The 22,973-nt window shown below is 68.5% G+C and carries 22 protein-coding genes; 8 read left to right on the forward strand and 14 right to left on the reverse strand.

The features are described 5' to 3' along the window. Nucleotides 1–56: 56 nt before the first annotated feature. Nucleotides 57–839: a type III pantothenate kinase gene (locus FKV24_RS00340; RefSeq protein WP_111265506.1), complete on the reverse strand. Its 783-nt coding sequence runs from the start codon at nucleotides 837–839 to the stop codon at nucleotides 57–59. After that, nucleotides 836–1,867 carry a bifunctional biotin--[acetyl-CoA-carboxylase] ligase/biotin operon repressor BirA gene (gene birA / locus FKV24_RS00345; protein WP_141480759.1) on the reverse strand — a complete coding sequence of 344 codons (1,032 nt, stop codon included), beginning with the start codon at nucleotides 1,865–1,867 and terminating at the stop codon, nucleotides 836–838. The genes FKV24_RS00340 and birA overlap by 4 nt, the downstream gene beginning before the upstream one ends. A 204-nt stretch (nucleotides 1,868–2,071) precedes the next feature. Between birA and FKV24_RS00350 the strand changes: the two genes are divergently transcribed. Beyond that, nucleotides 2,072–2,356: a hypothetical protein gene (locus tag FKV24_RS00350; RefSeq protein ID WP_111265505.1), complete on the forward strand. Its 285-nt coding sequence runs from the start codon at nucleotides 2,072–2,074 to the stop codon at nucleotides 2,354–2,356. A 77-nt stretch (nucleotides 2,357–2,433) separates the two neighbouring features. Further along, a complete protein-coding gene (locus tag FKV24_RS00355) occupies nucleotides 2,434–3,177 on the forward strand; it encodes a M90 family metallopeptidase (RefSeq protein WP_141480855.1) in 744 nt (247 codons plus the stop codon). Nucleotides 3,178–3,309: 132 nt separating this feature from the next. On the opposite strand, the gene FKV24_RS00360 is transcribed toward FKV24_RS00355, so the two are convergent. From FKV24_RS00360 to dusA, 5 genes are all read right to left on the reverse strand, one after another. Then, a complete protein-coding gene (locus tag FKV24_RS00360; protein WP_170288161.1) occupies nucleotides 3,310–4,680 on the reverse strand; it encodes an ATP-binding protein in 1,371 nt (456 codons plus the stop codon). A 349-nt stretch (nucleotides 4,681–5,029) separates the two neighbouring features. Beyond that, a complete protein-coding gene (locus tag FKV24_RS00365) occupies nucleotides 5,030–5,713 on the reverse strand; it encodes a response regulator transcription factor (protein WP_141480760.1) in 684 nt (227 codons plus the stop codon). Nucleotides 5,714–5,792: 79 nt separating this feature from the next. Beyond that, the gene (locus FKV24_RS00370; RefSeq protein ID WP_111265502.1) at nucleotides 5,793–6,179 is read right to left on the reverse strand and encodes a PepSY domain-containing protein; all 387 of its coding nucleotides are present in this window, start codon (nucleotides 6,177–6,179) and stop codon (nucleotides 5,793–5,795) included. 241 nt (nucleotides 6,180–6,420) lie between these two features. Beyond that, nucleotides 6,421–7,329 (reverse strand): arginine deiminase-related protein, encoded by a 909-nt coding sequence (locus FKV24_RS00375; RefSeq protein WP_141480761.1) that lies wholly within the window; start codon nucleotides 7,327–7,329, stop codon nucleotides 6,421–6,423. 39 nt (nucleotides 7,330–7,368) lie between these two features. Continuing rightward, nucleotides 7,369–8,439, reverse strand: coding sequence for a tRNA dihydrouridine(20/20a) synthase DusA (gene dusA / locus FKV24_RS00380; protein ID WP_211371732.1), 1,071 nt, complete (start codon nucleotides 8,437–8,439; stop codon nucleotides 7,369–7,371). Nucleotides 8,440–8,768: 329 nt separating this feature from the next. Here dusA and FKV24_RS00385 point away from each other — a divergent pair, with 329 nt between their 5' ends. The 3 genes from FKV24_RS00385 to FKV24_RS19670 are packed head-to-tail and all read left to right on the forward strand — an operon-like array spanning nucleotide 8,769 to nucleotide 11,199. Beyond that, nucleotides 8,769–9,398, forward strand: coding sequence for a hypothetical protein (locus tag FKV24_RS00385; protein ID WP_141480762.1), 630 nt, complete (start codon nucleotides 8,769–8,771; stop codon nucleotides 9,396–9,398). Then, nucleotides 9,395–10,645, forward strand: a complete 1,251-nt coding sequence (locus FKV24_RS00390) for a peptidoglycan-binding protein (protein ID WP_141480763.1) — start codon at nucleotides 9,395–9,397, stop codon at nucleotides 10,643–10,645. The genes FKV24_RS00385 and FKV24_RS00390 overlap by 4 nt, the downstream gene beginning before the upstream one ends. A gap of 14 nt (nucleotides 10,646–10,659) precedes the next feature. After that, nucleotides 10,660–11,199, forward strand: coding sequence for a hypothetical protein (locus tag FKV24_RS19670; RefSeq protein WP_249040853.1), 540 nt, complete (start codon nucleotides 10,660–10,662; stop codon nucleotides 11,197–11,199). A gap of 221 nt (nucleotides 11,200–11,420) precedes the next feature. On the opposite strand, the gene FKV24_RS00400 is transcribed toward FKV24_RS19670, so the two are convergent. Continuing rightward, nucleotides 11,421–12,545, reverse strand: coding sequence for an NADH:flavin oxidoreductase (locus tag FKV24_RS00400; RefSeq protein WP_211371733.1), 1,125 nt, complete (start codon nucleotides 12,543–12,545; stop codon nucleotides 11,421–11,423). Between the two features lies 1 nt (nucleotide 12,546). After that, nucleotides 12,547–12,936, reverse strand: a complete 390-nt coding sequence (locus FKV24_RS00405; protein ID WP_141480764.1) for a RidA family protein — start codon at nucleotides 12,934–12,936, stop codon at nucleotides 12,547–12,549. A 136-nt stretch (nucleotides 12,937–13,072) separates the two neighbouring features. Here FKV24_RS00405 and FKV24_RS00410 point away from each other — a divergent pair, with 136 nt between their 5' ends. The 3 genes from FKV24_RS00410 to FKV24_RS00420 all read left to right on the forward strand — a co-directional run bounded on the left by FKV24_RS00410 (nucleotide 13,073) and on the right by FKV24_RS00420 (nucleotide 15,192). Continuing rightward, complete coding sequence (locus FKV24_RS00410; RefSeq protein ID WP_141480765.1) at nucleotides 13,073–13,975, forward strand: LysR substrate-binding domain-containing protein; 903 nt, start codon at nucleotides 13,073–13,075, stop codon at nucleotides 13,973–13,975. 145 nt (nucleotides 13,976–14,120) lie between these two features. Then, nucleotides 14,121–14,627 (forward strand): hypothetical protein, encoded by a 507-nt coding sequence (locus tag FKV24_RS00415; protein WP_141480766.1) that lies wholly within the window; start codon nucleotides 14,121–14,123, stop codon nucleotides 14,625–14,627. Nucleotides 14,628–14,778: 151 nt separating this feature from the next. Continuing rightward, nucleotides 14,779–15,192 (forward strand): acyl-CoA thioesterase, encoded by a 414-nt coding sequence (locus FKV24_RS00420; RefSeq protein WP_141480767.1) that lies wholly within the window; start codon nucleotides 14,779–14,781, stop codon nucleotides 15,190–15,192. Nucleotides 15,193–15,301: 109 nt separating this feature from the next. Here the strand turns inward: FKV24_RS00420 and FKV24_RS00425 are convergent, their stop codons facing one another. The 5 genes from FKV24_RS00425 to FKV24_RS00445 all read right to left on the reverse strand — a co-directional run bounded on the left by FKV24_RS00425 (nucleotide 15,302) and on the right by FKV24_RS00445 (nucleotide 22,960). After that, nucleotides 15,302–17,545, reverse strand: a complete 2,244-nt coding sequence (locus FKV24_RS00425) for a hypothetical protein (RefSeq protein ID WP_141480768.1) — start codon at nucleotides 17,543–17,545, stop codon at nucleotides 15,302–15,304. 13 nt (nucleotides 17,546–17,558) lie between these two features. Next, nucleotides 17,559–19,778 (reverse strand): AAA family ATPase, encoded by a 2,220-nt coding sequence (locus FKV24_RS00430; RefSeq protein WP_141480769.1) that lies wholly within the window; start codon nucleotides 19,776–19,778, stop codon nucleotides 17,559–17,561. A 116-nt stretch (nucleotides 19,779–19,894) separates the two neighbouring features. After that, entirely contained in the window at nucleotides 19,895–20,155 is a 261-nt protein-coding gene (locus FKV24_RS00435) for a hypothetical protein (RefSeq protein WP_141480770.1), read from the reverse strand. A 17-nt stretch (nucleotides 20,156–20,172) separates the two neighbouring features. Beyond that, nucleotides 20,173–20,601: a hypothetical protein gene (locus tag FKV24_RS00440; protein WP_141480771.1), complete on the reverse strand. Its 429-nt coding sequence runs from the start codon at nucleotides 20,599–20,601 to the stop codon at nucleotides 20,173–20,175. A gap of 16 nt (nucleotides 20,602–20,617) precedes the next feature. Further along, nucleotides 20,618–22,960, reverse strand: a complete 2,343-nt coding sequence (locus FKV24_RS00445; RefSeq protein WP_141480772.1) for a hypothetical protein — start codon at nucleotides 22,958–22,960, stop codon at nucleotides 20,618–20,620. Between the last annotated feature and the right edge of the window lie 13 nt (nucleotides 22,961–22,973).

Genomic DNA, 22,973 nt, shown 5'->3' on the forward strand with positions numbered 1-22,973 from the left:
CCACCAGGCGGCGACCCCGAGGTTGAGGACGGCCAGGAATACGATCAGGGCTCGGATCAGCATGGCGGCGATTCTAGCGGGTCGAGTTCGGCCGTCGCCCAGTGCGCCAGCCCCTCCAGCACCAGTCCGGGCGACCACCGCGCCGACGGCAGCATCGGCAGCAGGCGCTCGCCTCCGCCGCCATGCACATGCAGGGGCGGCTTCGATCCGAGCAGGCGCGCGGCCTCCTCGACGCTGCGCGCGATCAGCGCCAGCGCCGCGCCGTCGCAACCCGATGCCAGGGCGTCCTCGGTATCGGCGGCGAACTCGCGGTAGTCGCCACCGGAGACCGGCAGCTGCGCCGCGCGGGCATTCAGCGCCTCGCGCATCAGCGCCGGCGATGGCGCGATGCGGCCGCCGAGGTGACGGCCGCCGGCGTCGAGCAGGTCGACGGTCAACGCGGTGCCGACGCCGCAACTCAGCGCCGGACCGCCGCGCCGATGCAGCGCGACCAGGGCCAGGAAACGGTCGACGCCGAGTTTGTGCGGACGCGCGTAGGCGATCGTCATCCCGGCGAAGCGCGGCTGGGTGCGTGCGCACGAGATCCGGCCGCAGTGCCGGCTCAGGGCATCGAGCACGGTCGCGGTCAGCTCCGGCGAAGCGACGCTGGCCAGATAGGCGACCTCGAAGCGTGCCGGCAACGCCGCGTCCATCGCCGCGGCCACATCCTCGATGCGATGCGGCAGCGCCAGCACCTCGCCGACGCCGCCGTCCGCGCGCAAGGGGGCGCACTTGAGGCGGGTATTGCCCAGATCGAACAGCCACCGGCCCGGCGGCCGGCTCTTGGATGTCGCGCTCACGGGGTGTCCTCCCGGTTCCGTGCCGCGTCCGCCGCTTCGCGCCGCACGCTGACCTCACCCGAATGCACGTTGCAGACCTCGCCCGAGGCCAGCCGCACCTGCAGGGCGCCGTCCGCGGCCAGCCCGGTGACCGTCGCCGCGCGGCCGCCGGTTTCCGAATGCAGGGTCACCCGGCGGCCGCGGAGAACGTCCAGCGCCGCATAGCGGGGCAGGAACGGCGCCAGCCCCTCGACGTCGAACGTGGTCAGCGCCGGCAGCCAGTGCGCGAGCAGGGTCGCGGCCAGTCGATTGCGGTCGCAGGCGCCGTCGGCGGCCAATCCGGCCAGGTCGCACCATGGCTGCCCGATCGAGGCGGCCGCATCGTCGGCCGGCATCCGCACGTTCAAGCCCAGGCCGATCACCGCATGCGCCGGGCCGGCATGCTCGCCGCCGCCCTCGACCAGCAGGCCGCCGAGTTTGCGCAGCCCGTCCGCATCCTCGACGACGATGTCGTTCGGCCACTTCAGCCGCGCCTGCCGCACGCCCAGCGCATGCAGCGCCTCGACCGTGGCGATGCCGGCGACCAGGCTCAGGCCGCCCAGGCGCGCCAGCCCGCCCTCGAAGCGGCGCCCCAGCGACAGGTACAGATGCGCCGCCAACGGCGATACCCAGACCCGTCCGCGGCGGCCGCGCCCTCCGGTCTGGCGCTCGGCCAGCAACACCCGTGCCCGCCGCGGCTGCAGATCGGCCGACGGTCGCCGCAGCAGTTCGCTGTTGGTCGAGTCGATGCTCCATGCCAGCTCCAGCGTCTGCAGTTGCGCGAGCAGCGGCGCCGGCAGGGCCGCGCGGATCGCCTCGGCGTCGAGCAGGTCCAGCGGCGTCGCCAGCATGTAGCCGCGCCCCGGCCGCGCCTGGATCGGCACGCCCGCCTCGCGCAGCGCCCGGACCCGTTTCCACACCGCCGCGCGGGTCTGTCCGAAGCGCCGGGCGAGCGCGTCGCCGGACACCGGGCCGGTCATCAATGCCTGCAGCAGGTCGCGCTCATCCATGCCGGCGCCCTCCGGCCGACGGACGGTCATCGTGTTCAGGGAACTGGGCCGGAGCCCGGGAAACAGTCATGGCGCGGTTCATCGGCGGCATTATGCGCGAGCCGCTCCTGCTGCAATGCAGCATGAACAATCGAACACGATCCGCAAAAACGGGCTATATTCGGGATCTGCCGGGGACCGCCCGGCGCCCGGCAAGGACCCCCCATGCTCCGGATTCGCCTCTGCCTGTCGATCATCGCCTTCGCCGTCGCGATCACCGCGCCGGTGCTGGCGCGCGACACCAAGATGAGCAGTCCGGACGGTGGCGGTTGCTCGGAGTCGCCGACGCCTGCGACGGCCCTCAGGGAGACGCCGGCGCCGAAGGCCAGCCGCGCAACCAATCCGGAGCGCGAGACCCGCGCCAAGCCGAGCGTGCACGGCGATGCCCCGCACAGCGGGCGGATGCCCTCGCGACGCTGGCACAGCTTCCTGCCGGGCATGGTGCGCTGAGCGACGCTGCGGCGGCGCGCCGCCTTCGATCCCCCTGACCGCCTCCACGATTCCGCACAGGATTGCGCTTGCTCGGTCTGTTCAAGCGGCTGCGTCGCACGCCGCCACCGATTCCCGATGATATCTGGAACAGCGTCCGTGCCGACACGCCCTGGCTGTGCCGGCTCGATGAGGTTCGTGCCGGCAGGCTGGCGACACTCAGCGCCCGCTTCCTGCACGAAAAGGCGATCACCCCGGTCGGCGAATTGACCCTGGACGCACCCGCGCGCTGCCGGCTTGCCGCGCTGTGCTGCCTGCCGCTGCTGGAGTTCGGCGGCGAAGGGCTGCACGGCTGGCGCCAGGTGCTGGTGTATCCGGACGCCTTCCGGGTGAATCGCAGTCACGTCGACGCCGCGGGCGTGCTGCACGAGTGGCAGGACGAGCTGATCGGCGAAGCCTGGGAACAGGGGCCCTTGATCCTGTCGTGGGCCGACATCGAGGCCGATTGCGCCGATCCGCGGGCCGGTTACTGCGTGGCCGCCCACGAGATGGCGCACAAGCTCGACGCCCTGGACGGCGTGCTCGACGGTACGCCGCCGCTGCCGCGACCGTGGCAACGCGAATGGGCACGCGACTTCCAGAGCGCCTACGACGCCTTCGCCGACGCGGTCGACGCCGGCCGCAGGACCGCGATCGACCCGTATGCGGCCGAGTCGCCGGAGGAGTTCTTCGCGGTCGCCACCGAGTACCACTTCAGCGACCCGCAACTGCTGCGCAGCCAGATGCCGGCGGTGGCCGATCACCTGCGCCGGCTGTACGGTGCATCGCCGTTCGAGCCCTAGCCGCTCCTACGGGCAACAGCTCGGGACCCAGCCCCGTGATTCGCGCAGTGCGCGAATAGGGGTGTGGATGGAAGATATCCGGGCGCAGCCCGGGGATCGCGGCTTACGCCGCGCCTACGACCCGTTCCACCGTTACAGGCCCGGCGGCAGCCTGACCTCGAAGCGGGCGCCGCCCAGCTCCTCGGAGCGCAGCACGTCGAGGGTGCCGCGGTAGCTGCGGACCACGTCCTGCACCGTCGCCAGACCAATGCCGTGGCCCTGCACGCGCTCGTCGCCACGGACGCCGCGCTGCAATACGCGCTCGATCTTGTCCACGGGAATGCCGGGGCCGTCGTCGTCGACCGCCAGCAACAGGCCCGGGCGGCGATTGGGGGCGACCTCGCCGGGCTTGACCGTCAGCAGCACCCGCGAGCCGGCCCACTTGAACGCGTTCTCCAGCAGGTTGCCAAGCACCTCCTGCAGGTCGCCGGGCTCGCCATGGAAGGCGATTCCGGGCTCGATCTCGAACTCGCACAGCACGCCCTTGGACGCGTAGATCTTCTCCAGGCTGCGCACGATCTGGTCGGCGTAGGGCTCGATCTCGACCGGCGCCGCGAACAGCATGTGGCCCGAGCGCGCCGCGCGACCGAGCTGATAGGACACCAGGTCGCTCATCCGCCGCACCTGCAGATCGACCTCCTCGCGCAGTTCCTCGGCCGGCACGTGCTCGGCGCTGCGCGCGCGCAGCACCGCCAGCGGGGTCTTCAGGCTGTGGGCGAGATCGGCCATGGTGTTGCGCTGCCGTTCCAGATTCTCGCGCTCGCTCTCGATGAACGCGTTGATGCTCTCGGTCAGCGGTTCCAGCTCGCGCGGGTGACGGCCGCTCATCCGCGACAGCAGACCGCGCTGCACGCGCTTGAGTTCGTCGACCACGCGCTTGAGCGGGCGCAGGCTCCAGCGCAGGATCAGTCCCTGCAGCAGCAGCAGGATCAGGCCGGCGCCGCCGAGGTAGCGCCACAGCGCCTCGCGGAACACCGCGACCTGGCGCCGCAGCTGGGTGGTGTTCTCGAGGATGTAGATCGTGTAGCGGATGCCCTCGCCGGTGTCGCCGGTCTCGTGGATCACGCCATAGCCGTAGCGGTAGACCTCACCGATGCTGCCGTCGAGTTCGGTCACCGGCAGCTTGCGGTCGAAGCGCTCCTCGCCGGCCTCCAGCATGTCGCCGGGCGGCAGCTCCGGGCCGACCGCCGAGGCCGAGTCCCAGTGCGAGCCGTCGAGCACCACCTCGGCATAGAGGCCGCTGCCGGGCATGTCGAAGCGCGGGTCGACCGCGTCGTAGGGCGGGATGAACTCACCGTTGCGGGCGAACTCGCCCTTGCCGGTGTAGGCCAGCGCGTAGCTCTTCAGCCGCTGGTACAGATTGCTTTCGGCGGTATCCAGGAACGCGCGGTCCAGCGCATAGCCGGCCAGCGCCAGGAACGCCAGCAGGCCCAGGCTGGCGGCGAGCAGCTGCCGTGCCTGCAGCGAACGCGGCTGGCCCCAGCTCACCGTCCAGCTCCACGGGACGGTGAGCTGTCCGTGATTCGCGAGGCGGACGATCCCGGAACGAGACACCGTCCTCCAGGCCGTGCGCACGTCGCGGTCATGGCCCCCTGCATGGCAGGAAGCGCCCGGACAAGTGCAAGTGGGTTGGAAGACGGGCTGGACATGCGGCGACAGGTTAGCGGTGCGGCGGCCGGGGATGCATCAGGGCGCTTTCGGGCGGAGCGGGCCGGGAAACCGGACGCTGGAAACGAAAGGGCGCGGACAAGGCCGCTGCCCTGTCCACGCCCGTCGTGGCCGGTCCACGTCGAATCCGGGACCGACGCCGGCTTCACTCCCCGCTGCGCGGGATCGCGAAGCGGTAGCCGCGACCGCGCACGGTCTCGATCGGCTTGAGCGCGCCTTCCGGATCGAGCTTCTTGCGCAGACGACCGATGAAGACCTCCAGCACGTTGGAGTCGCGGTCGAAGTCCTGCTGGTAGATGTGCTCGGTCAGGTCGGCCTTGGAGACCAGCTCGCCGGCATGCATCATCAGGTACTCGAGCACCTTGTATTCGTAACTGGTCAGGTCGACGTTCTGGCCGTCGACGCTGACCGTCTGCGCGGCCAGGTCCAGGGTCACCGGCCCGCACTCCAGGGTCGGCTTGCTCCAGCCCGCGGCGCGGCGGACCAGCGCGTTGATGCGCGCCAGTAGCTCCTCGACGTGGAACGGCTTGACCAGGTAGTCGTCGGCGCCCTGCTTCAGGCCCTCGACCTTGTCCTGCCAGCTCGAACGCGCGGTCAGGATCAGGATCGGGAACTTCTTGCCCTCCTCGCGCAGCGCCTTGATCAGCTCCATGCCCGACATCTTGGGCAGGCCGAGGTCGATGATGCCCAGGTCGAACGGCACTTCGCGGCCCATGTACAGGCCTTCCTCGCCGTCCTGGGCGGCGTCGACCGCGTAACCGTCGCGCTTGAGGCGGGCGGCCAGGGTCTCGCGCAGCGGGGCTTCGTCTTCTACAAGCAGGATTCGCATGGGAACTCCGTTCGGGGGAACTCCGTGGAGGGGATGCCCGAGGCCGCCAACGGCCCGGGAATGCCTACACCTTGGAGCTTCAGTCGTCGTCGTCGCGTGTACGTCGCGCATCGAGCCGCTCGGGCATCGGGCGCGGCGCGCGCGAGGAATGGGGATCGTCCATGTAGACGCGGACCCGGCCGCTGGAGTCGACCACCTTGATGCGATTCACGTCGCGCCCGTCGAAAGGCACGCGTTCGGCGCTGAGAACCTGCCCGCCGGTACGCCGCTCGACCCGCCGCACCGCGTCGCTGAGCGCACGGTGGTCGGCACCGCGCGAGTGCCGGGCCGGCTCGGCCGGCCGCGACTCGCGACGGTCCGTCGGCGCCGGACCGCGTCCGAGTTGCTGCGCCGCGACCTCACCGCCGACGACCGCGGACGCGGCCAGCAGGATCAACACGGTGGAGCGGGCGAGCGATCTGGGCATGGGTCTCCGGCGCTTGCGGAACAGGTCGTTTCGGGAGCTGCCGCGACCGTTCACCGGAAACCGGTGCCGACGCGGCTGTGCAGAGGCCACGTGGGTGGCGTTGCAGGGGCATTCTCTGAACAAGGCGGTGAATCCGATCTGAACTTTTCCGGTATCCGGGCGGCCCCCATTCAGCCACGCCCGGGGAACGGACGCAAGCGGGCCGCCGCCATGGGCCCTGTCGGCAAGCCGTTGAGCGGACTCAGAAAATCTCGCCGACGCAGCAGCGCAGCGAGCCGCCGGCGGCCTCGATCGCGTCCAGCGCCACCGCGGCCACCCGGAATCCCGCCGCCCGCAGCGCGAATCGCCCGGCCTCGCCCAGTGCCCGCTGCGCGCGCGTGCTCATCCAAACCGTGTCCGCGCCCAGGGCGATCGCATTGCCGGCGTAGGCGGCGCGTGCCCCGGCCGACAGCATCAACGCATGCGGCGCGTACAGGCCGGCGATCGTCGCGGCCAGCGCCGGGTCGGCGAAACCGTCGGCGCAGACCAGGGCCGCGCGTCCGGCCAGCACCGCCAGCACGACATTGGTGTGGTACTCGCCCGGGGCCAGCTCGAACATCAGGGTCGCGCGCAGGCCAAAGGCCTCGTGCATCAGCCGCGCCCCGGCCTCGTCGCAGCGTTCCGACAAGCCGCAGAAGCCCAGCCCGCGGGCGCGGTCGATCACCATCGAGCCGGTCAGCTCGCAGGGATGCGGCTGGGTCGACAGGTCGTGCAGCGCGTAGCCCAGCACATCGCTGAAGAAGCCGCGGATGTCCGCGCGGGCGGCCTCGCGCTGGCGGACCGGATGGCGCATCCGCGCGACCAGGCAGCGCCCGGCCACGGTCGCGAACACATTGTTGGGGAACACCGCATCCGGGGTGGCCGGATCGCCGGCGAAGCAGACCGTCGGCAGGCAGGCCGACAGGGCGCGGTGCAGCCCGCGATGCTCGGCCAGCGCGCGCGTGGCATCGAAACCGGCGGCGGCCATGTAACGGTTGTCGCCGGCCGACTGCTCGGCGCGGGCGAAGCCATCCGGGGCGACCAAGAACGCCGCCCGCGCGGTCGCCGGCCCGAAATCGGCGGCGCAGCCACGCGCGGCATCGAGGAAGGCGGACGGGTCGCGGGTGATCATGGCGATGGCGTCATGTCGGCGGGCCCGCGAGCGACCGGATCAGGCCCGCTGCCGCTCGGGCCCGGCGAAGGACTCGGTGAGCGCCAGCGCGCGCTCGACCAGCGACCAGTCGGCCCCGGGCTTGTGCGCGCCCTCGCTGAGCACCTGGCGGAACGCGCGACCGCCGCGTTCGCCGGCGAACAGCCCCAGCAGGTGGCGGGTGATGTGTTTGAGGTAGACCCCGCGCTCGAGCTGCGCCTCGACATACGGCCGCAGCGCGCGCAGCAGCTCGCCGCGCGACTTCAGCACGCCATTGAAAGGCGGCCCCGCGAACCAGGCCACGTCGAGCCGGTGCAGCAGGTACGGCGTGTGGTAGGCCGCGCGGCCGAGCATCGCGCCGTCGGTGTGCGCCAGGTGCGCGGCCGCCTCGTCGGCATCGGCGATCCCGCCATTGACCAGCACCCGCAGATCGGGCCGCTCACGCTTGAGCCGGTAGGCCCAGTCGTAGCGCAGCGGCGGCACCTCACGGTTCTCCTTCGGACTCAGGCCCTGCAGCCAGGCGTTGCGGGCGTGGACCACGAAGATCCCGCAACCGGCCGCGGCGACGGTGTCGATGAAGGCGCGGAAGCGGTCGTAGTCGTGGTCGTCGTCGACCCCGAGCCGGCACTTGACCGTCACCGGCACCGGCCGCTCCAGTCCGGCGCAGGCCGCGACCATCGCCGCCACCGAATCGGCGACCAATGCCGGCTCGCGCATCAGGCAGGCACCGAAGCGCCCCGCCTGGACCCGGTCGGACGGGCAGCCGCAGTTGAGGTTGATCTCGTCAAAGCCCCACTCCGCACCGATCCGCGCCGCCTGCGCCAGCAACGCCGGCTCGCTGCCGCCCAGTTGCAGCGCGACCGGATGCTCGACCGGGTCCATCGCCAGCAGACGCTCGCGATCGCCATGGATCACCGCGTTGGCATGGACCATCTCGCTGTACAACCGCGCATGCGGCGCCAGCAGCCGATGGAACACCCGGCAATGGGAGTCGGTCCAATCCATCATCGGCGCCACCGACAGGCGCAGCGAGGCCGGATCCGGCATCGCGGCGGAGGTCGGGCCGGAGGACGATGGAGTGAGAGCGGTCATGGGACGAAGTGGCGGACAGGCACTGGGGGACCGCCATTCTCGCCGGTTGTCGGGGGCGGGTCGAATGGAGGCGGCGAACGAGCCCGGCCCGACATATCGGATAGCCCCGCCGGCCGCATGGCCCTCGTCACGGCACCTAGCCACTGGAGGGAGCAACGTGACCGCGTCTGGACACCCGCCGTGACCGCCGGTTGTCTGGCCACCGCTCGATGGGAGTTTTCCGACCCTTCCCCCGGGTGGTTTTCCGATACGTCCAGACCGGACGACGTGGCATGCTCGTTGGCAGGTACGCCTTCCGTAGGCAACTGATCAACCGGCAGGAGCATCGAATGGATATCGTTGTGGGTACTGGGGCTGGGCGACTGAGCTTTGCCGCGTTGCTGGCCGTCGCCTTGGCGGCGTGCAGCGCGACACGTGCAGCACAGCAGGCTGAGGCGGCCCCAGCGAACCAGAACGAAAGCTGCTTCTCGATCGGAGAGGCCAATGATCGCGAGCACTGTCTCGCGCAGTTGGCCGAACAGGATGCGGCCGCGTGTGAACATACAGATCCGTTGACCTGCCAGCCTTCCGGACCGGAAGCCACCGACGCTCCACCCACACTTGACCAGCGCCGCGACCAGGCGCCCCTGGAGTCGTCATCCGGACACGTTCAGTTTCCCGAAGCGTTGCGCGGCTTCTGGGTCTCTTCTGTGCAGAACTGCTCGGATGACACCGAAGGCTTGATGGAGATTTCCTCGGACCAGCTCATTGGCTACGAGGAAATCCTCAAAGCGACACATGTCACCAAACTGTCCGACTCGCCGATGTCGTGGAAAATCGATACGGAGGTCGACATCGGCCCCAGCGGCTTCTTCTCCGAGTACGGCCCAGTTGAGTTCACGCTGAAGGACGGGATCCTCGTTTCGGACTACAAGCCTTTCGTGGACGCCTACAGGAAGTGCGCCCAGGAGGAGCCATGAGCGACAACGACGCGCGTGCCTATAGGGTGATGGAGTTGGGCCCCATCCGGGGAGGCATTCAGTTGAATGAGCCCGTAACCGACTTCGACAGCCTGGAAACGCATCACCCGGGCGACAACCACAACGCACGAATGCACGAAGGAACGATCGTCAATGGACAGAAGGGGCGCGTTCACGGGTTCATAGGAGGCGAAGTACAGGAGATCGAAGTCACCAGGAATGGGCGCACCTATGGTCTGGCACCCGACCAGGTCCTATTGAAGAAGGACTTCATCCTGGAGGACCCGGATCACCCTGAAAGATCCAGTGCGGCTCGCGCCGTCGATGTTCCTTCACCTGTCGCTGGATACATCGGCAAGACAGATGACACCTATGGACTGGTGGACATCTATGACCGGCCGGGTGGTGAAGTCATAGCTCGCATCCGGCACATGAAGCCGATCGCTGTTGAGGAAGGCCAGTTCATCGAATACGGTCAATCACTCGGCACTCAAAGCAATCAGAAGACCCCGAACAAGCACGTCCACATGGAGATGGACACCCGCTACTACCAGCAGTTCGAGAACTACGTATCCGACCTGGTCGGTGGGAGGCTTCCAATCGAAGCCGAACATCGTGAGAACGTCGAACCCCAGCCCGTCATCGACGACGGCATCTTCCGCCTGGGCGAATCCGGCGAGCGGGTTCGCGATCTTCAGCGAGTGATGGCCGAGGAAGGCTATCGCGCGGCCGGTGGGCAGCCGCTGGACCAGGACGGCGTCTACCGCCTCGGCATGCAGGGGGCCGTGCTCGACTTCCAGCGCGACCACGGTGTGCCGCAGACCGGAGACGTCGATCCGGCCACGTTGCGCTTCGCCCCGCCCACGCGCTCGCGTGAGGTCGATCGGCAGGACCACTTCATGCACGGCCAGTCGATGCCGCCTGCGGTGCCGGAGCCGCCCACCGCGCCCGGACATCCGGACCACCCCGACCATCGCCCCGGCCTGCCGGACCCGCTGGAGCCACCGGTCAACCAGCGCGGGCCGCGAACCGGCAACCTCGGCGATCCCCAGCTCGACCGACTCGCCGAAGCGCTGCTGACCGACGACGACGCGGCCCTCTCCCGTATCGCCGCCGAGATCGAGCGGTCGCCCGAGGTCCAGGCGATGGTCCGGCAAGGCCACCAGGCGCTCGCCGAACAGGAGCGGCAGCAGGAGCAGGAACGCCAGGCCCAGCAGCAACAGAGCGCGGCCCATTCCCTCGGATAGACGCAGGAGGCTCCATGGACGGTGGAGATTCGATGAAGGACGCCGCCCGGCTGCTGACCGCGCTGGTGGCCAAGTTCGAGCAGCGCGAGGCACGAATGCAGGCCGCGTTCGACCAGAGGCTGCAGGCGCTCGGGAACGAGGTCAGCCAGTTGCAGCAACGGGTCAACGGCATCGTCGACGGCGCCCAGGCCCGGATCACCGAGGAAGCCAGGGCGGCGATGGGTCCGGTCGCCTCGGAGTACGGCCGCGCCGTTGCCGGCACCTCGGCGCAACTGCGCGGCGTCAGCCGGACCGTATGGACCTGGTACGGTGGCCTGGCGATGCTCGCCGTGCTACTGCTGGCGATCGGCTGGGGCGTGCTGGGCTACTACCGCCGCGAACTCGCCCAGACCCAGGACGAACTCTCGCGCTACGAGAACGCCGTGCCGGTCGTGCAGGCGTTCTACGCCTCCGACGCAACCCTCTGCGACGGCCGCATCTGTGTCAACGTAGATCGCAACGGCAAGCGTCTGGACGACAAGCAGCAATACCTGCCAGCCAAGCCGCGGCAATAGCCCGCCCGATGGCGTCTCTCCTGTCGCATGTTCAGACCGCAGGATTCGATCCTGCAGGTCCAATCAACTTCTGGACGTCCAGAGAATCGCCAACCTCCACGTCCCGGCCACGATCTGCCGCCGACCGTGCGCGACATCGGCAGGTTCGGGCACGGCGCATCGAGCACAACGACCTTCGTGGCGACGCCCCTCCCGACTGGAGGAGCGGTCGGCCGCGGCCATCAGCCTTCCGCGCAGACACGCTCGGCGTTCTCCAGATCGGCGACCGGCGACAGCAGTGCGCGATTGAACTCCGAGACGGCGAGCCCGGCATCGACACGTCGCGGCCAATCGGCGTTGGCGAGCGCGCCACGTCCCAGCGAAACCAGGCTGGCCTCGTCCGCGGCGATCATCGCGGTGGCGCGCTCGGGATGATGGAGCGAACCGTTGGCGATGACCGGCAGGCGGGCATGCTCCCGAGCGAGGGACGCCAGGCTCGCGCCCGCCCCGAACGCCGGCTGCCACGCCTCGAACTCGGTGGTGTGCACGTAGTCGACCGGCAGCCGGCCGATTCGCTGGAAGATGGTCCTGGCGTCTTCCAGCCCTTCCTCCCACTTGTGCAGGAAGTCGTTGACCTTGCCCTGGGAAACGCGGACCCCCACGACCTTGCCGTCACCCACCCGCTGGCGGACGGCGACGGCCACCTGCTCCAGCAAGCGGATGCGGTTGCCGGTATCGCCTCCGTAGCCATCCTGCCGGTGGTTGGAGTAGCGGGTCAGGAACTGGTCGATCAGGTAGCCGTTGGCACCATGGATCTCCACACCATCGAAGCCCGCGGCGAACGCACGCGCGGCGGCTTGCGCAAAGCCGTCCACCGCCTCGTCGATCTCCGCCTGCCCCATCTCCAGCGGAACGGGATAGCGGCCCTGCCCCCGGTAGAAGCTCATCTGCTCGCCCCTGGGCTCGACCGTCGACGGTCCGGCGCCGCGGTCGCGGAACCGGTTGCCCTGCGACAGCGCGCCGGCATGCATCAACTGGGCGAAGATCCGCGCGCCATGGGCGTGGACGCGATCGACGATCCCGTGCCACGCCGCCTGCTGCGCATCGTCGGTCAGCCCCGGCTGGTACAGGTAGCCCTGCGAGAACGCGCGATCGGTGTAGATGCCCTCGGTGATCACCAGCCCGAACCCGCCACGCGCGAACGCCTCGTAGTAGCCGCGCATGCGCGTGGTGGGGACGCCCTCCGCGGTCGCGCTCACCCGGGTCATCGGCGCCACCGACAGCCGGTTGCGCAACTGGATCGGCCCGATCCGCGTCGGCGTCGACAGGATCCCGTGGGGGTGCATCGGGGTGGCGGAGGCGTGCATGTCAGCGCGCCTCGTCGACGACCGCGATCGCCTCGATCTCGATCACCACCTTGGGATCGTAGAGCGCGGAAACCTGGGCGATGGTGTCGGCGGGATAGGGCTCGGAGAAGAATTCGCGCCTCAGCGCGACGACGTCCTTGAAGTCGGCCATGTCGGTCACGAAGATCGTGACCTTGGCGACCTTGTCCAGGCTCGAGCCGCCGGCCTCCAGCGCTCGCCGCAGGTTGGCGAAGGCCTGGCGCCCCTGGGCAAGGAAGTCGCCGGGGACGATCTTGCCCGACGCGTCGTAGCCGGCCTGGCCGCTGACGAAGAGCAGGCGGTCGACGCGGATGGCCTGCGACAGCAGATAGGGGGCGTAGGGGTCCGGATGGGCGTTGACCTTGGCGATCATGGGGTTCTCCTGGGATAGACTGACTTGGATGAGTCGCCCTCATGTCGAGAGCGCAGGACCACTCTTCCAGAGCGTGAAAACGCCGACAAACGACCATTTCTCGCCACATAGATGAGATGAATTCACCCGTATGCCAATGACCCGAAGAAGACTGCCGCTGTCCGCCCTGCGCGCGTTCGAGGCAGCGGCGCGGATCGGCAGCTTCAAGGGCGCCGCCGAGGAACTCGGGGTGACCCCGACCGCGATCAGCCACCAGATCCGCGACCTGGAAGCGGAACTGGGCATCGCGCTGTTCACCCGCCAGGTCCGCAAAGTGGTCCTCACCGATGCCGGGCTCCAGCTGTTCCCGGTGCTCCGCAACGGCTTCGACGCGTTCCAGGACGCGATCGAGCGGGCGGCGAAACCGGGAGGCCGCACCGTCGTCACGATCGGGGCGACCAACGCCTTCACCGCGCGCTGGCTGGTGCCGCGGCTTGCCGCCTTCAGCAAGCTGGAGCGGTCGATCGACCTCCAACTGGCGGCCTCCGACGATGTCGTGCCGCTTGCCCGCAGCGAGGTCGACATCGCCATCCGCTACGGCCAGGGCGACTACCCTGGCCACGTCGTCGAGCGTCTGTGGCAGGACGAGTTCTCCCCCGTCTGCAACCCCCTGCTGGAGATCGACAGCGCCGAAGCGGTCGCCACCACGCCCCTCATCGACTTCAAGTGGAAGCGCGCGACGCCGCGCAACCCGACCTGGGAACGCTGGAGCAAGGCCTCCGGCGTGGCGATTCCCGACGACACCCCGTTCTTGCGCTTCAGCGACGAAACCCACGCGATCCAGGCCGCCGTGGCCGGACAGGGCATCGGGCTGCTGAGCACCCTGCTGGTGGCGCCGGAACTGGCCTCGGGTGCGCTCGTGGAATGCTTCGGGCCGCGCATGCCCGCCCACGACTACTTCCTGGTGACGCGGCCACGCGCAATGGACAATCCGGCCGTCGGCGCGGTTGCCTCATGGATCAAGGCGCAGTTCGCGACATCACCGCCAAGCGATGGCTGACCGCGCATCCGAATCCTCCGCGCGCGGGCGGCGAACCATGACGGCGCGTGCCCGTGCTTGACCGGTCCCGCACCGGCGCACACGATTCGGGGCTCATCCCATGCGTGGGACCCGTTCGCCCCCAGACAGCCAATAGGGAAGCCTCATGTATCGCTATCTGTTAGCCGCAGCCCTTGTCGCATCGCCATTCCCCGGCGCCTCGGCCATGGACACCGATGACGCCGCCGAAAAGGAGATCCTGGCGGTGGTGGACGCGTTCAAGCACGCGATCATCGAGAAAGACAAACCTGCGTTTCTCGACCTGTTCCTGCACGACCGCGCCACCTGGCAACCGGTGATGTCCGATGAGCGACATGCCCGCGCCAAGCTCATCGAGCCGGCCGCGGCGAGGGCTGCCTACAGCCCCGAGGAGACGCCCGAGAAATTCATCGACGGCATCGTCAACAGCGCGGCGGGCATCGAGGAGACCTTCGAGGACGTGCAGATCGATACCGACGGCTCGGCCGCCTCCGTAGCGTTCGACTTCAAGTTCCTGCGCAACGGCAAGGCCCTAAACGTCGGCCGCGAGTACTGGCTGATGGTCAAGACCGACACCGGTTGGAAGATCGCCTCGGTCGTCTGGTCACGCAATACGCCGCCGACTTCGGACTAGTTCGCTCCCTCGACACGCAACTCCGGACCAGGCCCGGCTTGCCCCGGATAGCACCCGGCCAGCGCCCGCACATCGATGTCGGTGGAACACGCACTGAAAGACAAGCTGACCTGATCCAGCACCGCCCACGCCGGACCGGAGGCCGCCCGCCATGCCATTGACGATCAACCGCACCATCCTGTTCGGGGACTGCGATCCCGGGGGCGTGGTGTACACGCCGCGGATCGGTCACTTCGTGGTCGAGGCGGGGCTGGCGTTCCTGTCGCACCTCCTCGACGGACCGGCGGCGCGGCGGATCTTCGCGATGGGGGTGCTGCCACCGGCGCGGGCGCTGTCGATCGAGTTCCTGCACCCGATGACCTGGGACGAGGAGATCGCGATCGAAGTGTCGGTCGAGGAGATCCGCACGCACGCGTTCGCGCTGCGGGTCGTCGCCCGCAACCGCGACGGCACCGAGACCTTCCGCGCCTCCCAGACCCAGGTCTGCGTATCGCCGGACACCCGGCGCCCGGTGCCGTTGCCGGCGGACCTGCGGGCCGCACTGGAGCGGGATCTGGCCAGCTGATGCCTCCGGCCGCCGCGGTCGCTTCGCGTCCGCGTCCGGAAAGGCCGTTCGCGCCCGTTGCGGAAGGCTCCGGCTTCATCCTTGCCCGCCCGATCAACTGACAGCGTCGTCAATACGAGACGAAGTCCCCATACGAAGCGTACCTCGACCATCGCGAGCCTCTGCGACGCGCGCCCTCGGCATCGAACAGGGCCATGACGCCGCCCAGCCACTGGTCGACATCGTCGCCGGCATATGCGTCCTGGAACGTCCCGATCCTGCCCAGCGACGTGGCCAGCTCGTGCAGCTCTCTCCTCACGTTGCGCGATTGCCGCATCTTTTCCAGATCGTCCCGATGCTTTCGGGCCCACTTCAACCAGCGGGCCCGACCCTCGTGGTTGCCCCGATCGTCCGCCTGCAGGCCCAGGTAGATCGTCTGCACATAGGCGATCGAGGAGTGGCCGATCGTCTCGTGTCCGGCGAAGGTGAGACCGAAACCGGCACCGAGCCCAAGGGTCAGCCCCCCATACAGCGGCACGCCACCGACGCCGGCGCTCAGGCCGACCGGCACGGTGGCGCGCTTGTACAACAGTTTGAAGCTCGGCAGGCTGACGTCTCTCGCCAACATGCGCCTGGTCGTAGTTCCGCTCTGATACCAGACCAGCGTGACCTGGGTCCCCGCATTGACTCCGATGCCGACGCTGCCCACGGGGAGGCTCATCTTCTCGATCGTCGCGCCGACGGTGCCGCTCAGCAGGTCCATCAAGGTGCCGCCGGCGGTGACGCTGATGTCGGCGGTCGCATCGACCGGCGCGCGCAGCAGGTTGGCGACGGCTTCCACGCTGCCGCTGATGGTGGCCGTGATATAGGTGCCGTCGTTGTCCGGATTGGCATCGTTGTATATATGCGACAACGACAGGGTCCCGCTAAATGGTCCGGCATCGACGGAGGTAACGCCCTCGATGACGAAACCGGTCTTGCGTTCGTGTTTGCGCCCCCGGCTGGCGGTTTCGCCCCTGTCGAAATTGATCTTCCTGGTGAACCGCTTGCCGGTGACCGAGATCCCCGCTCCCGCGCCAAACAAGCCCATCAAGGCTCGGACATCGGCACGCGCGTCGACGGATATGGCCTTGACCCGAGTCCGCCTGCGTCGCTCCAGTTCACGAATGGCGCTGTATTGCGGATCGTCGTTCTTCAGCCTGGTACCCCGCCCCCCCAGTCGCCTAAGCATCCGCTTGACGAACTTTCCCGCCTTGTACAGGACGAAGGTGGTGACAACGTCGGAGATCGAGCGCAGGTAGTGCGCGACGAAATGTTCGAGGTTGTCGTACGAACCGACAAGCGCCCCGCTGATCCCGGCACTCACCGAGGCGCTGGCGCCGGCTTTCTCGGCGATGTTGATGTTCAGGGCGCCGCTGACCTTGATCTTGATTGCCGAGCGGATCTTGTGGTCGTCGCCGGTGGTGATCGTCCCGCTGAGCTGCAAGGTCAACTCGGGACCGAGCCTCGCGAGCAGGCTGGTCGGCACGGGAATGCCCAGCGCGCCCGCCGTCAGAGCCATCGATATGACGTCAATCCCCAACGTGCCCGACCCATCGACACTGCATGCGGCACCCCGCTTGCGAAGCTTCCGCAGCGGCGATCCCCTGCCGACCGCCGCGTTGTACAGCTTGACGTAGCGTCGCTGCCCGTTGCGCCGGATGGCATCGCGACTCGCGGGCCCGCCGCCCATGACCGCGTCCGGGTTCTGGAGGCCATCCAGGGAGCTGGACTCATCTATCCGCGACACTCCGGAAATGCGGGACGAATCCTCGGTGGCGACTTCGGGGCTACCGACATCCGAGGCGCTCCGGTCCTCGGCATGCTCGTTCCGCCCGGACTGAAAGTACATCTCCAGCAGATCGTCCGCGGCGACGTTCCGGCGCCCGTCCGCTTCTGCGCCACCCGCTCCCTCGCTCTCGACCACGGTCGATCTTTCGATCAACTCCATGAGGCTTTCTATGGTCGGCTCGTTGCCGACCCCGGACGCCTCCGGATCGTCCGGTCCGAGCTCGTCGTACTCGTCGTCGGACTCCTCGTCGACCGGATCGTTTTCTCCGATATCGGCCACGAGCGCCGCGACATCGCCGCCGCCCTCCAGTTCCACGTCTTCGAGCGTGTCTAGCAATTCCCGGGCACCGGAGGCCTTCGGGCGATCGAACCCCGGCGCCGTATCGTCCGAGAAGTCGTCCATGTCCGGGTCATGCTCGACATCGAACGCGTCGTCGCTTTCGTCATCGAACCCGTCGACCGGTTCGCTGTACGGTTCGAGCGCCCCCTCGCCCTGCAGGCGGGCCAGTGTCTCTTCAGGCAGTTCTCTTTCCGAACCAGGCATGGCGATGCGCCTCCTAGGGCTGTTTCCGCTCGGTGCGGAAGATGGATTCAAGTTCCTCGTCCTCGAACACCCGCCCGACCTTGGCGTACTCGCGCTGGGTGGCCGCGGACAGGTGACGCATGCCGACCGCGACGTCCTCAGCCGCGGCGAGGTAGGCGGCGGACACGGCGATGTTGCGCAGGTAGCCGCCGGACAGCTCGATGCCGTCGGCAAGACGTTCCAGGTCGATGTCATCGCTGCGTGGCGTCCGCGCCGGTAGCAGGCGCTGCCAGATCGCCAGGCGCTGGGTGCGGTCCGGAACCGTGAAGGGCACGATGAAGCGCAGGCGGCGGACAAAGGCCTCGTCCATGTTCCTGGGCAGGTTGGACGCCAGGATCACCAGTCCTTCGTACTCGTCGACCCGTTGCAGCAGGTAGCTGGTCTCCAGATTGGCGTAGCGGTCGTGGGAATCGCGGACCTCGGTGCGCTTGCCGAACAGGGCGTCGGCCTCGTCGAAGAACAGGATTGCGCTGTTGGCCTCGGCCTCGTCGAACAGGCGCGCCAAGTGCTTCTCGGTTTCGCCGATGTACTTGCTGACCACCTGCGACAGATCGACGTGATACAGGTCCAGGCCCAGCTCGGTGGCCAGGACCGCGGCGGCCATCGTCTTTCCGGTGCCGGGCGGCCCGGAGAACAGCGCACTGACCCCACGCCCCAGCATCAGGGTGCGGTCGAAGCCCCATTGCGCCATCACCTTGTGGCGGTAGCGGACGTGATGGCAGAGATCGCGCAGGGCCTTGCGGCGCGAATCCGGCAGCACCAGATCGTCCCAGCCCGGACGCGCACGTATGCGCCGGGCCAGGGCGGACAGTCCGCCGCTGTGCAGTTGGCGGGCCGCGGCCAGCAGCATGCGTCGGGAAACGAACGGTGCCCGCGGTTCCCGCAGCCGCGACAGCGCGGCGGCGGTCGCCCCGGCGGCCTCGATCGCCGCGGGCGGCAATCGCACCGTCGCGGTGAAGGATTCCAGGTCCAGGTCCGGGTCGATCGGCTTGAACACGGAAGTGGCGTCGCGCCAGCACGCGGCCAGTTGCGCCGCATCCGGCGTCGGAACGCTCACCTCGACCACCGGCCGCCGGCCGAGCCGGCAATGGTGTCGCCAGTCGTCGCACCCGCCCGAGAACAGCCAGGGGCGATAGTCCGCGAGTGCCTGCCGCATCGCATGCTGCAACGGTGGCGAGCGCCCCGACATCCAGTCGTCCAGTCCGTCCCAGTACACCGCCGCACGCTGCATCATCGCTTCGCGCAGGACGATCGCCGGCAGTCCCGGCGTCGCCAGCTCCAGCAGGGCGCGCTCGACCACCAGCAGCGGCCGCCGCTGGCGCGCGGCGAGCGTCGCCGCCAGCATCTTCTTGCCACACCCCGCCGGTCCGGCCAGGTGGATGATCGCTCCCGGGCCCTGCACGGGTTGCGCCTCCAGCAGGTCGATCAGGGCGGCAAGACGTCCCGGTGGCAGTGTCGGCCCACCGGCATCGCCGCCCACCCCGACCACCCGCACATACGCAGCGATCCGTTCGTCCGGCGCATCGTCTCCAAGCAGGAACGCGAGCACTCTCGGATCCGGCTGCAACGGCTGCCTCGGCGCCGGCGGCGGATCGGACTGGCGGCCATCCGGCAACCGCAACAGATCGTGGCGCCGCAACGGCGCCTGTGCGCCGAGTCGGCTGCGCAGGCGCCAGCGCGCGTGGCCATCGACGGCGAGCAGCCGTTCGGCAAGTTCCAATGTCGGCCATCCACCACGATGATCGGGCAGCAGATAGCCGAGCAGGTCGCTGAAGCGGCTGTCCAGCGCCGGCAACATCGACAGCAGCAACAGGTCGCGGTCCTGCGGCTCCAGTGCGGCGTAGTCGGCCAGGCGCTCCAGTCGCAGGCATACACCCCGCGCCTGCGCGACCCGCGCCGATGCGGCATTTCGCGACCGCAGCGCCTCGCCGCGTTCGCGCGCGCTTTGCAGTTCGGGCCTCGCTTCCGGTTCCAGCAGGGTTCCGGTCAGTATCGTGTCGACCGTTTCGACGATCCCGCCGACGCCACGCTGCCGCCATTGCCGCGCATGCTCCGGTTGCGCGGGCACCTCGGTCTCGCGTACTTCGGTGGCCGCACGCACGAGCCACTCCACCCGCTCCAGTTCGGCGCGCAGGTGTGAGTTCGAACAGGTGAAGCCGGCGTCGACGATCGACGCGGCCTGGGCGCTGGACATGGTCGTGTTCCTTTGGATCCGATCAGGCCTGCGTCGCCTTCGACAAAGGCGGCACCCGACACGGCCCCGTTCCTCCCGGGCCGGAATGCCGGATACCGCCTTCGTCACGGCGACGCCTAGGGGGTCCCGCCGTTCGAGGAGGGCATCGCGGCATCGGCCGCCGGCGGCACCTGGCGGACGCCCGCATCGTGCGAGCGGACGCCGGACGCATCCGACTGGTTTGCGAGCATCTCGCCCAGCACCGCCATCGCCCCCTCTATGCGCAGCAGGGTCCGGGCAAGCTGCGCGCGCTGCTCATCGAGCTCGGCGAGGGCTTGCCGGCCCTTCTGCTGCTCGGCGGCAAGCGTTTCCAGGCGTCTCTCCAGAAGCTCCTTCATACCGCCCTCCCCTCAGTTCACGAGTCGGCCGGGTTACCGACCGGCATCCAGCACAGACTGCGCGCGGCAGGTCCGCTCGTACCACCGGGAAGGTCGCAGTCCTGCGAGAAATCCACCCTCCACTCCTCGCCCTTCCTCACCGGCATCGTGATGCTGCAATAGTCCACCAGCGTCTTGTTGCTGCCGTCGGCGTCGCGATGCGCCGATGCGGCGGCGCGGGTGCTTCCGTTCACCTGACCCACCAGGTTCCCCTGACGCTTGTCGGTGTGACAGTCCAGCCATGCAACCACGACCCCATCGCTGGCGGCGGTGTAGTCGGTGCCCCATTCGCAGTCCTGCTGCGTCGGGCCAAACAGGCTCGAAGGTCCGTTCAGCGTCATCCCGTCCTTGACCGTGAGGGTCTCGACGGTGACATCTTTATCCGCAACAACGTTCATGTCGTTCATAAATCCTCCATTGGGTTCAGTTGCCTATCGGCATGAAATACAGGCGACGCTGATTCGATCCGCTTGTGTCTCCAGGCAGATCGGAGTCCTGCGTGTGACTCACCTTCCACGTCTCTCCCTTTCTCACCGGCATCGTGATGCTGCAGTAGTCCACCAGTGTCTTGTTGCTGCCGCCGGCATCGCGATGCGAGGAAGCGGCCGCGCGGGTTTCTCCACCCACCTCGCCCACAATATTTTCCTGTCGCTTGTCGATGTGGCAGTCCAGCCAGGCCACCACGAATCCGTCGCTGGCAGCGCTGTATTCGGTACCGAACTCGAGGTCCTGCCTCTGGCCCAGCAGACTCGAATTTCCGTTGAGGGTCATGCCGTCGCCCACGGTCAAGCCGCCATTGGCGTTCATGTGGGCCGCACCGGCGACGTTCACCGCGTTGCCGGTGACCGTGAACAGCCGGGTTCCACCGCTCCAGACCTCCAGCGGATGGGAGCTGTCGTCCGGCGCATGCCCGATCGACAAGGTCCCGCTGGTGTCGATGCGGGTATCCGACACGGCAAGACCACCATTGGCGTTCAACCGGGCTGTCGCGCCCACGGCCACACTGCTGGTGGACACCGCGAACAGCTTGGTGCCGCCGCCCCACACCTCCAGCGGATGCGTGACGTCGTCCGGGGCGTGCCCGATCGACAGGGTGCCAGTGCCGTCGAAGCAGGTGTCCGACACCGATATCCCGCCATTGGCAGAGAAGGGCTTGTTCGAGCAGACGTTCACGCCATCGGCGGTGACCGCGAGCAGTTTGGTGGCGCCGTCCCAGACCTCGAGCGGGTGCGAGACATTGTCGGGCGCATGCCCGATCGACAGGGTGCCGGTGCCGTCGAAGCAGGTGTCCGACACCGATATCCCGCCATTGGCGGAGAAGGGCTTGTTCGAGCAGACGTTCACGCCATCGGCGGTGACCGCGAGCAGTTTGGTGGCGCCGTCCCAAACCTCGAGCGGGTGCGAGACATTGTCGGGCGCATGCCCGATCGAGACGGTGCCCGAGCCGTCGATCCGCGTGTCGGCGACCACCAGTCCGCCGCCGGGCTTCAAGGGTATCGACTCGCTCACGTTCACGGCGCCGGGCGTGACCACGAACAACTTCGCATCGCCGCTCCACACCTCCAGCGGATGCGTGCGGTCGGAGGACGCATGCCCGATCGACATTACGCCGCTGTCGTAGATCTTCGTATCCGCAACGGTGACGCCGCCGTTCGCATGCAGAACGACGCCCGCATCCAGGGCGGCACTCTCGGAGGTCACGCCAAGAAGCCGCGCATTGCCGTCCCATACCTCCAGGTTGTCGTCGGGACTGCCGTTGGAATAGCTCTTCCCGATCGACATCCGGCCATTGGCGCCGATGGTCGCCTTCGAATAGACCTGGACCCCCTTGGTTTCGTCCATGACGCAGAACAGCGGCGCGGAAGCGCCGGGGTCGGCGTTGTTCCAGACCTCGAAATGATAGGTCGGCGACTGCGCGGTCCCGACCGCCATCATCGCTTGGGCGTTGAACAGGTCCGTCACCGCGCCGGTCCCGGTGACCACCAGGCCATCGCGCGCCTCCATCGGCACGGACGCTGCGACCCCTTCCCCGGTCACCTCCAGCAACGGGCTGTCGGCTTCCGCATCGACCTCGAATCCACCGCGCGCGGTCAACAACACCCGGTAGTCGGGCGGCACATAGCCGCCATCCTCCGGATAGGCGTCTGCGGTCTGCGCGGCAACCACGTTCTCGACCCGAAGCGTCGCCGCCTCGCCCGGAGGTCCCGGCAGGTGCGCGCCGGCATAGCGCCGGGTGCGCCCATCCACCCGGACGCAGTCCATGTCGACGGCATCGATGCTGCCTCCGGTCACCCGCACCCGGGCCAGCGGCAGCGCTCCCTCCGGCACCTCGCTGCCGATACCGATCGTCTTCGCGGGCGCCTGGGTGAAGCGGGTTTCGCCGCCACTGCCCTCTTGCGGGTCGGACGGCGTCTCCACGAAACTGACGAAGACGAGGTAGTCGCCGTTGGCGGCATCGGCTTCCAGCGTCACCGTGGTCGCCTCGGCCAGCAGGACCTGGTTGCCCATCGCGTCCAGCGCCGAGCCTGGCGCGACCACGACCGACAACGGCGATGCCCCACTTCCGTCGATCCGCACCGCCAGGCCCTCGAGGACACCCGGCGCATGCAGGTGCGTCTCGTGCCGGGTCTGGCGATCGACGTGGTAGTTCTGTTCGTCGACGAAGTCCGCGGTCGCCAGGAACTCGCCATCGAAGTAGCGCAACCTCGAGGTGACGTACAGCGGCCGTCGCTGGTCGGCCGGCGGCGTGCTGGGGGTGTTGCTCATGACATCTCTCCTG

The organism is Marilutibacter maris (assembly GCF_006546735.2).
Taxonomy (GTDB): Bacteria; Pseudomonadota; Gammaproteobacteria; order Xanthomonadales; family Xanthomonadaceae; genus Marilutibacter; species Marilutibacter maris.

Excerpts from the sequence above, each read along its gene's own strand:
- birA (WP_141480759.1), bottom strand. The coding sequence starts at position 1,867 with ATGGATGAGCGCGACCTGCTGCAGGCATTGATGACCGGCCCGGTGTCC.
- FKV24_RS00350 (WP_111265505.1), top strand. The coding sequence starts at position 2,072 with ATGCTCCGGATTCGCCTCTGCCTGTCGATCATCGCCTTCGCCGTCGCG.
- FKV24_RS00365 (WP_141480760.1), bottom strand. The coding sequence starts at position 5,713 with ATGCGAATCCTGCTTGTAGAAGACGAAGCCCCGCTGCGCGAGACCCTG.
- FKV24_RS00370 (WP_111265502.1), bottom strand. The coding sequence starts at position 6,179 with ATGCCCAGATCGCTCGCCCGCTCCACCGTGTTGATCCTGCTGGCCGCG.
- FKV24_RS00375 (WP_141480761.1), bottom strand. The coding sequence starts at position 7,329 with ATGATCACCCGCGACCCGTCCGCCTTCCTCGATGCCGCGCGTGGCTGC.
- dusA (WP_211371732.1), bottom strand. The coding sequence starts at position 8,439 with ATGACCGCTCTCACTCCATCGTCCTCCGGCCCGACCTCCGCCGCGATG.
- FKV24_RS00385 (WP_141480762.1), top strand. The coding sequence starts at position 8,769 with ATGGATATCGTTGTGGGTACTGGGGCTGGGCGACTGAGCTTTGCCGCG.
- FKV24_RS00390 (WP_141480763.1), top strand. The coding sequence starts at position 9,395 with ATGAGCGACAACGACGCGCGTGCCTATAGGGTGATGGAGTTGGGCCCC.
- FKV24_RS19670 (WP_249040853.1), top strand. The coding sequence starts at position 10,660 with ATGGACGGTGGAGATTCGATGAAGGACGCCGCCCGGCTGCTGACCGCG.
- FKV24_RS00400 (WP_211371733.1), bottom strand. The coding sequence starts at position 12,545 with ATGCACGCCTCCGCCACCCCGATGCACCCCCACGGGATCCTGTCGACG.
- FKV24_RS00405 (WP_141480764.1), bottom strand. The coding sequence starts at position 12,936 with ATGATCGCCAAGGTCAACGCCCATCCGGACCCCTACGCCCCCTATCTG.
- FKV24_RS00410 (WP_141480765.1), top strand. The coding sequence starts at position 13,073 with ATGACCCGAAGAAGACTGCCGCTGTCCGCCCTGCGCGCGTTCGAGGCA.
- FKV24_RS00415 (WP_141480766.1), top strand. The coding sequence starts at position 14,121 with ATGTATCGCTATCTGTTAGCCGCAGCCCTTGTCGCATCGCCATTCCCC.
- FKV24_RS00420 (WP_141480767.1), top strand. The coding sequence starts at position 14,779 with ATGCCATTGACGATCAACCGCACCATCCTGTTCGGGGACTGCGATCCC.
- FKV24_RS00425 (WP_141480768.1), bottom strand. The coding sequence starts at position 17,545 with ATGCCTGGTTCGGAAAGAGAACTGCCTGAAGAGACACTGGCCCGCCTG.
- FKV24_RS00430 (WP_141480769.1), bottom strand. The coding sequence starts at position 19,778 with ATGTCCAGCGCCCAGGCCGCGTCGATCGTCGACGCCGGCTTCACCTGT.
- FKV24_RS00435 (WP_141480770.1), bottom strand. The coding sequence starts at position 20,155 with ATGAAGGAGCTTCTGGAGAGACGCCTGGAAACGCTTGCCGCCGAGCAG.
- FKV24_RS00440 (WP_141480771.1), bottom strand. The coding sequence starts at position 20,601 with ATGAACGACATGAACGTTGTTGCGGATAAAGATGTCACCGTCGAGACC.
- FKV24_RS00445 (WP_141480772.1), bottom strand. The coding sequence starts at position 22,960 with ATGAGCAACACCCCCAGCACGCCGCCGGCCGACCAGCGACGGCCGCTG.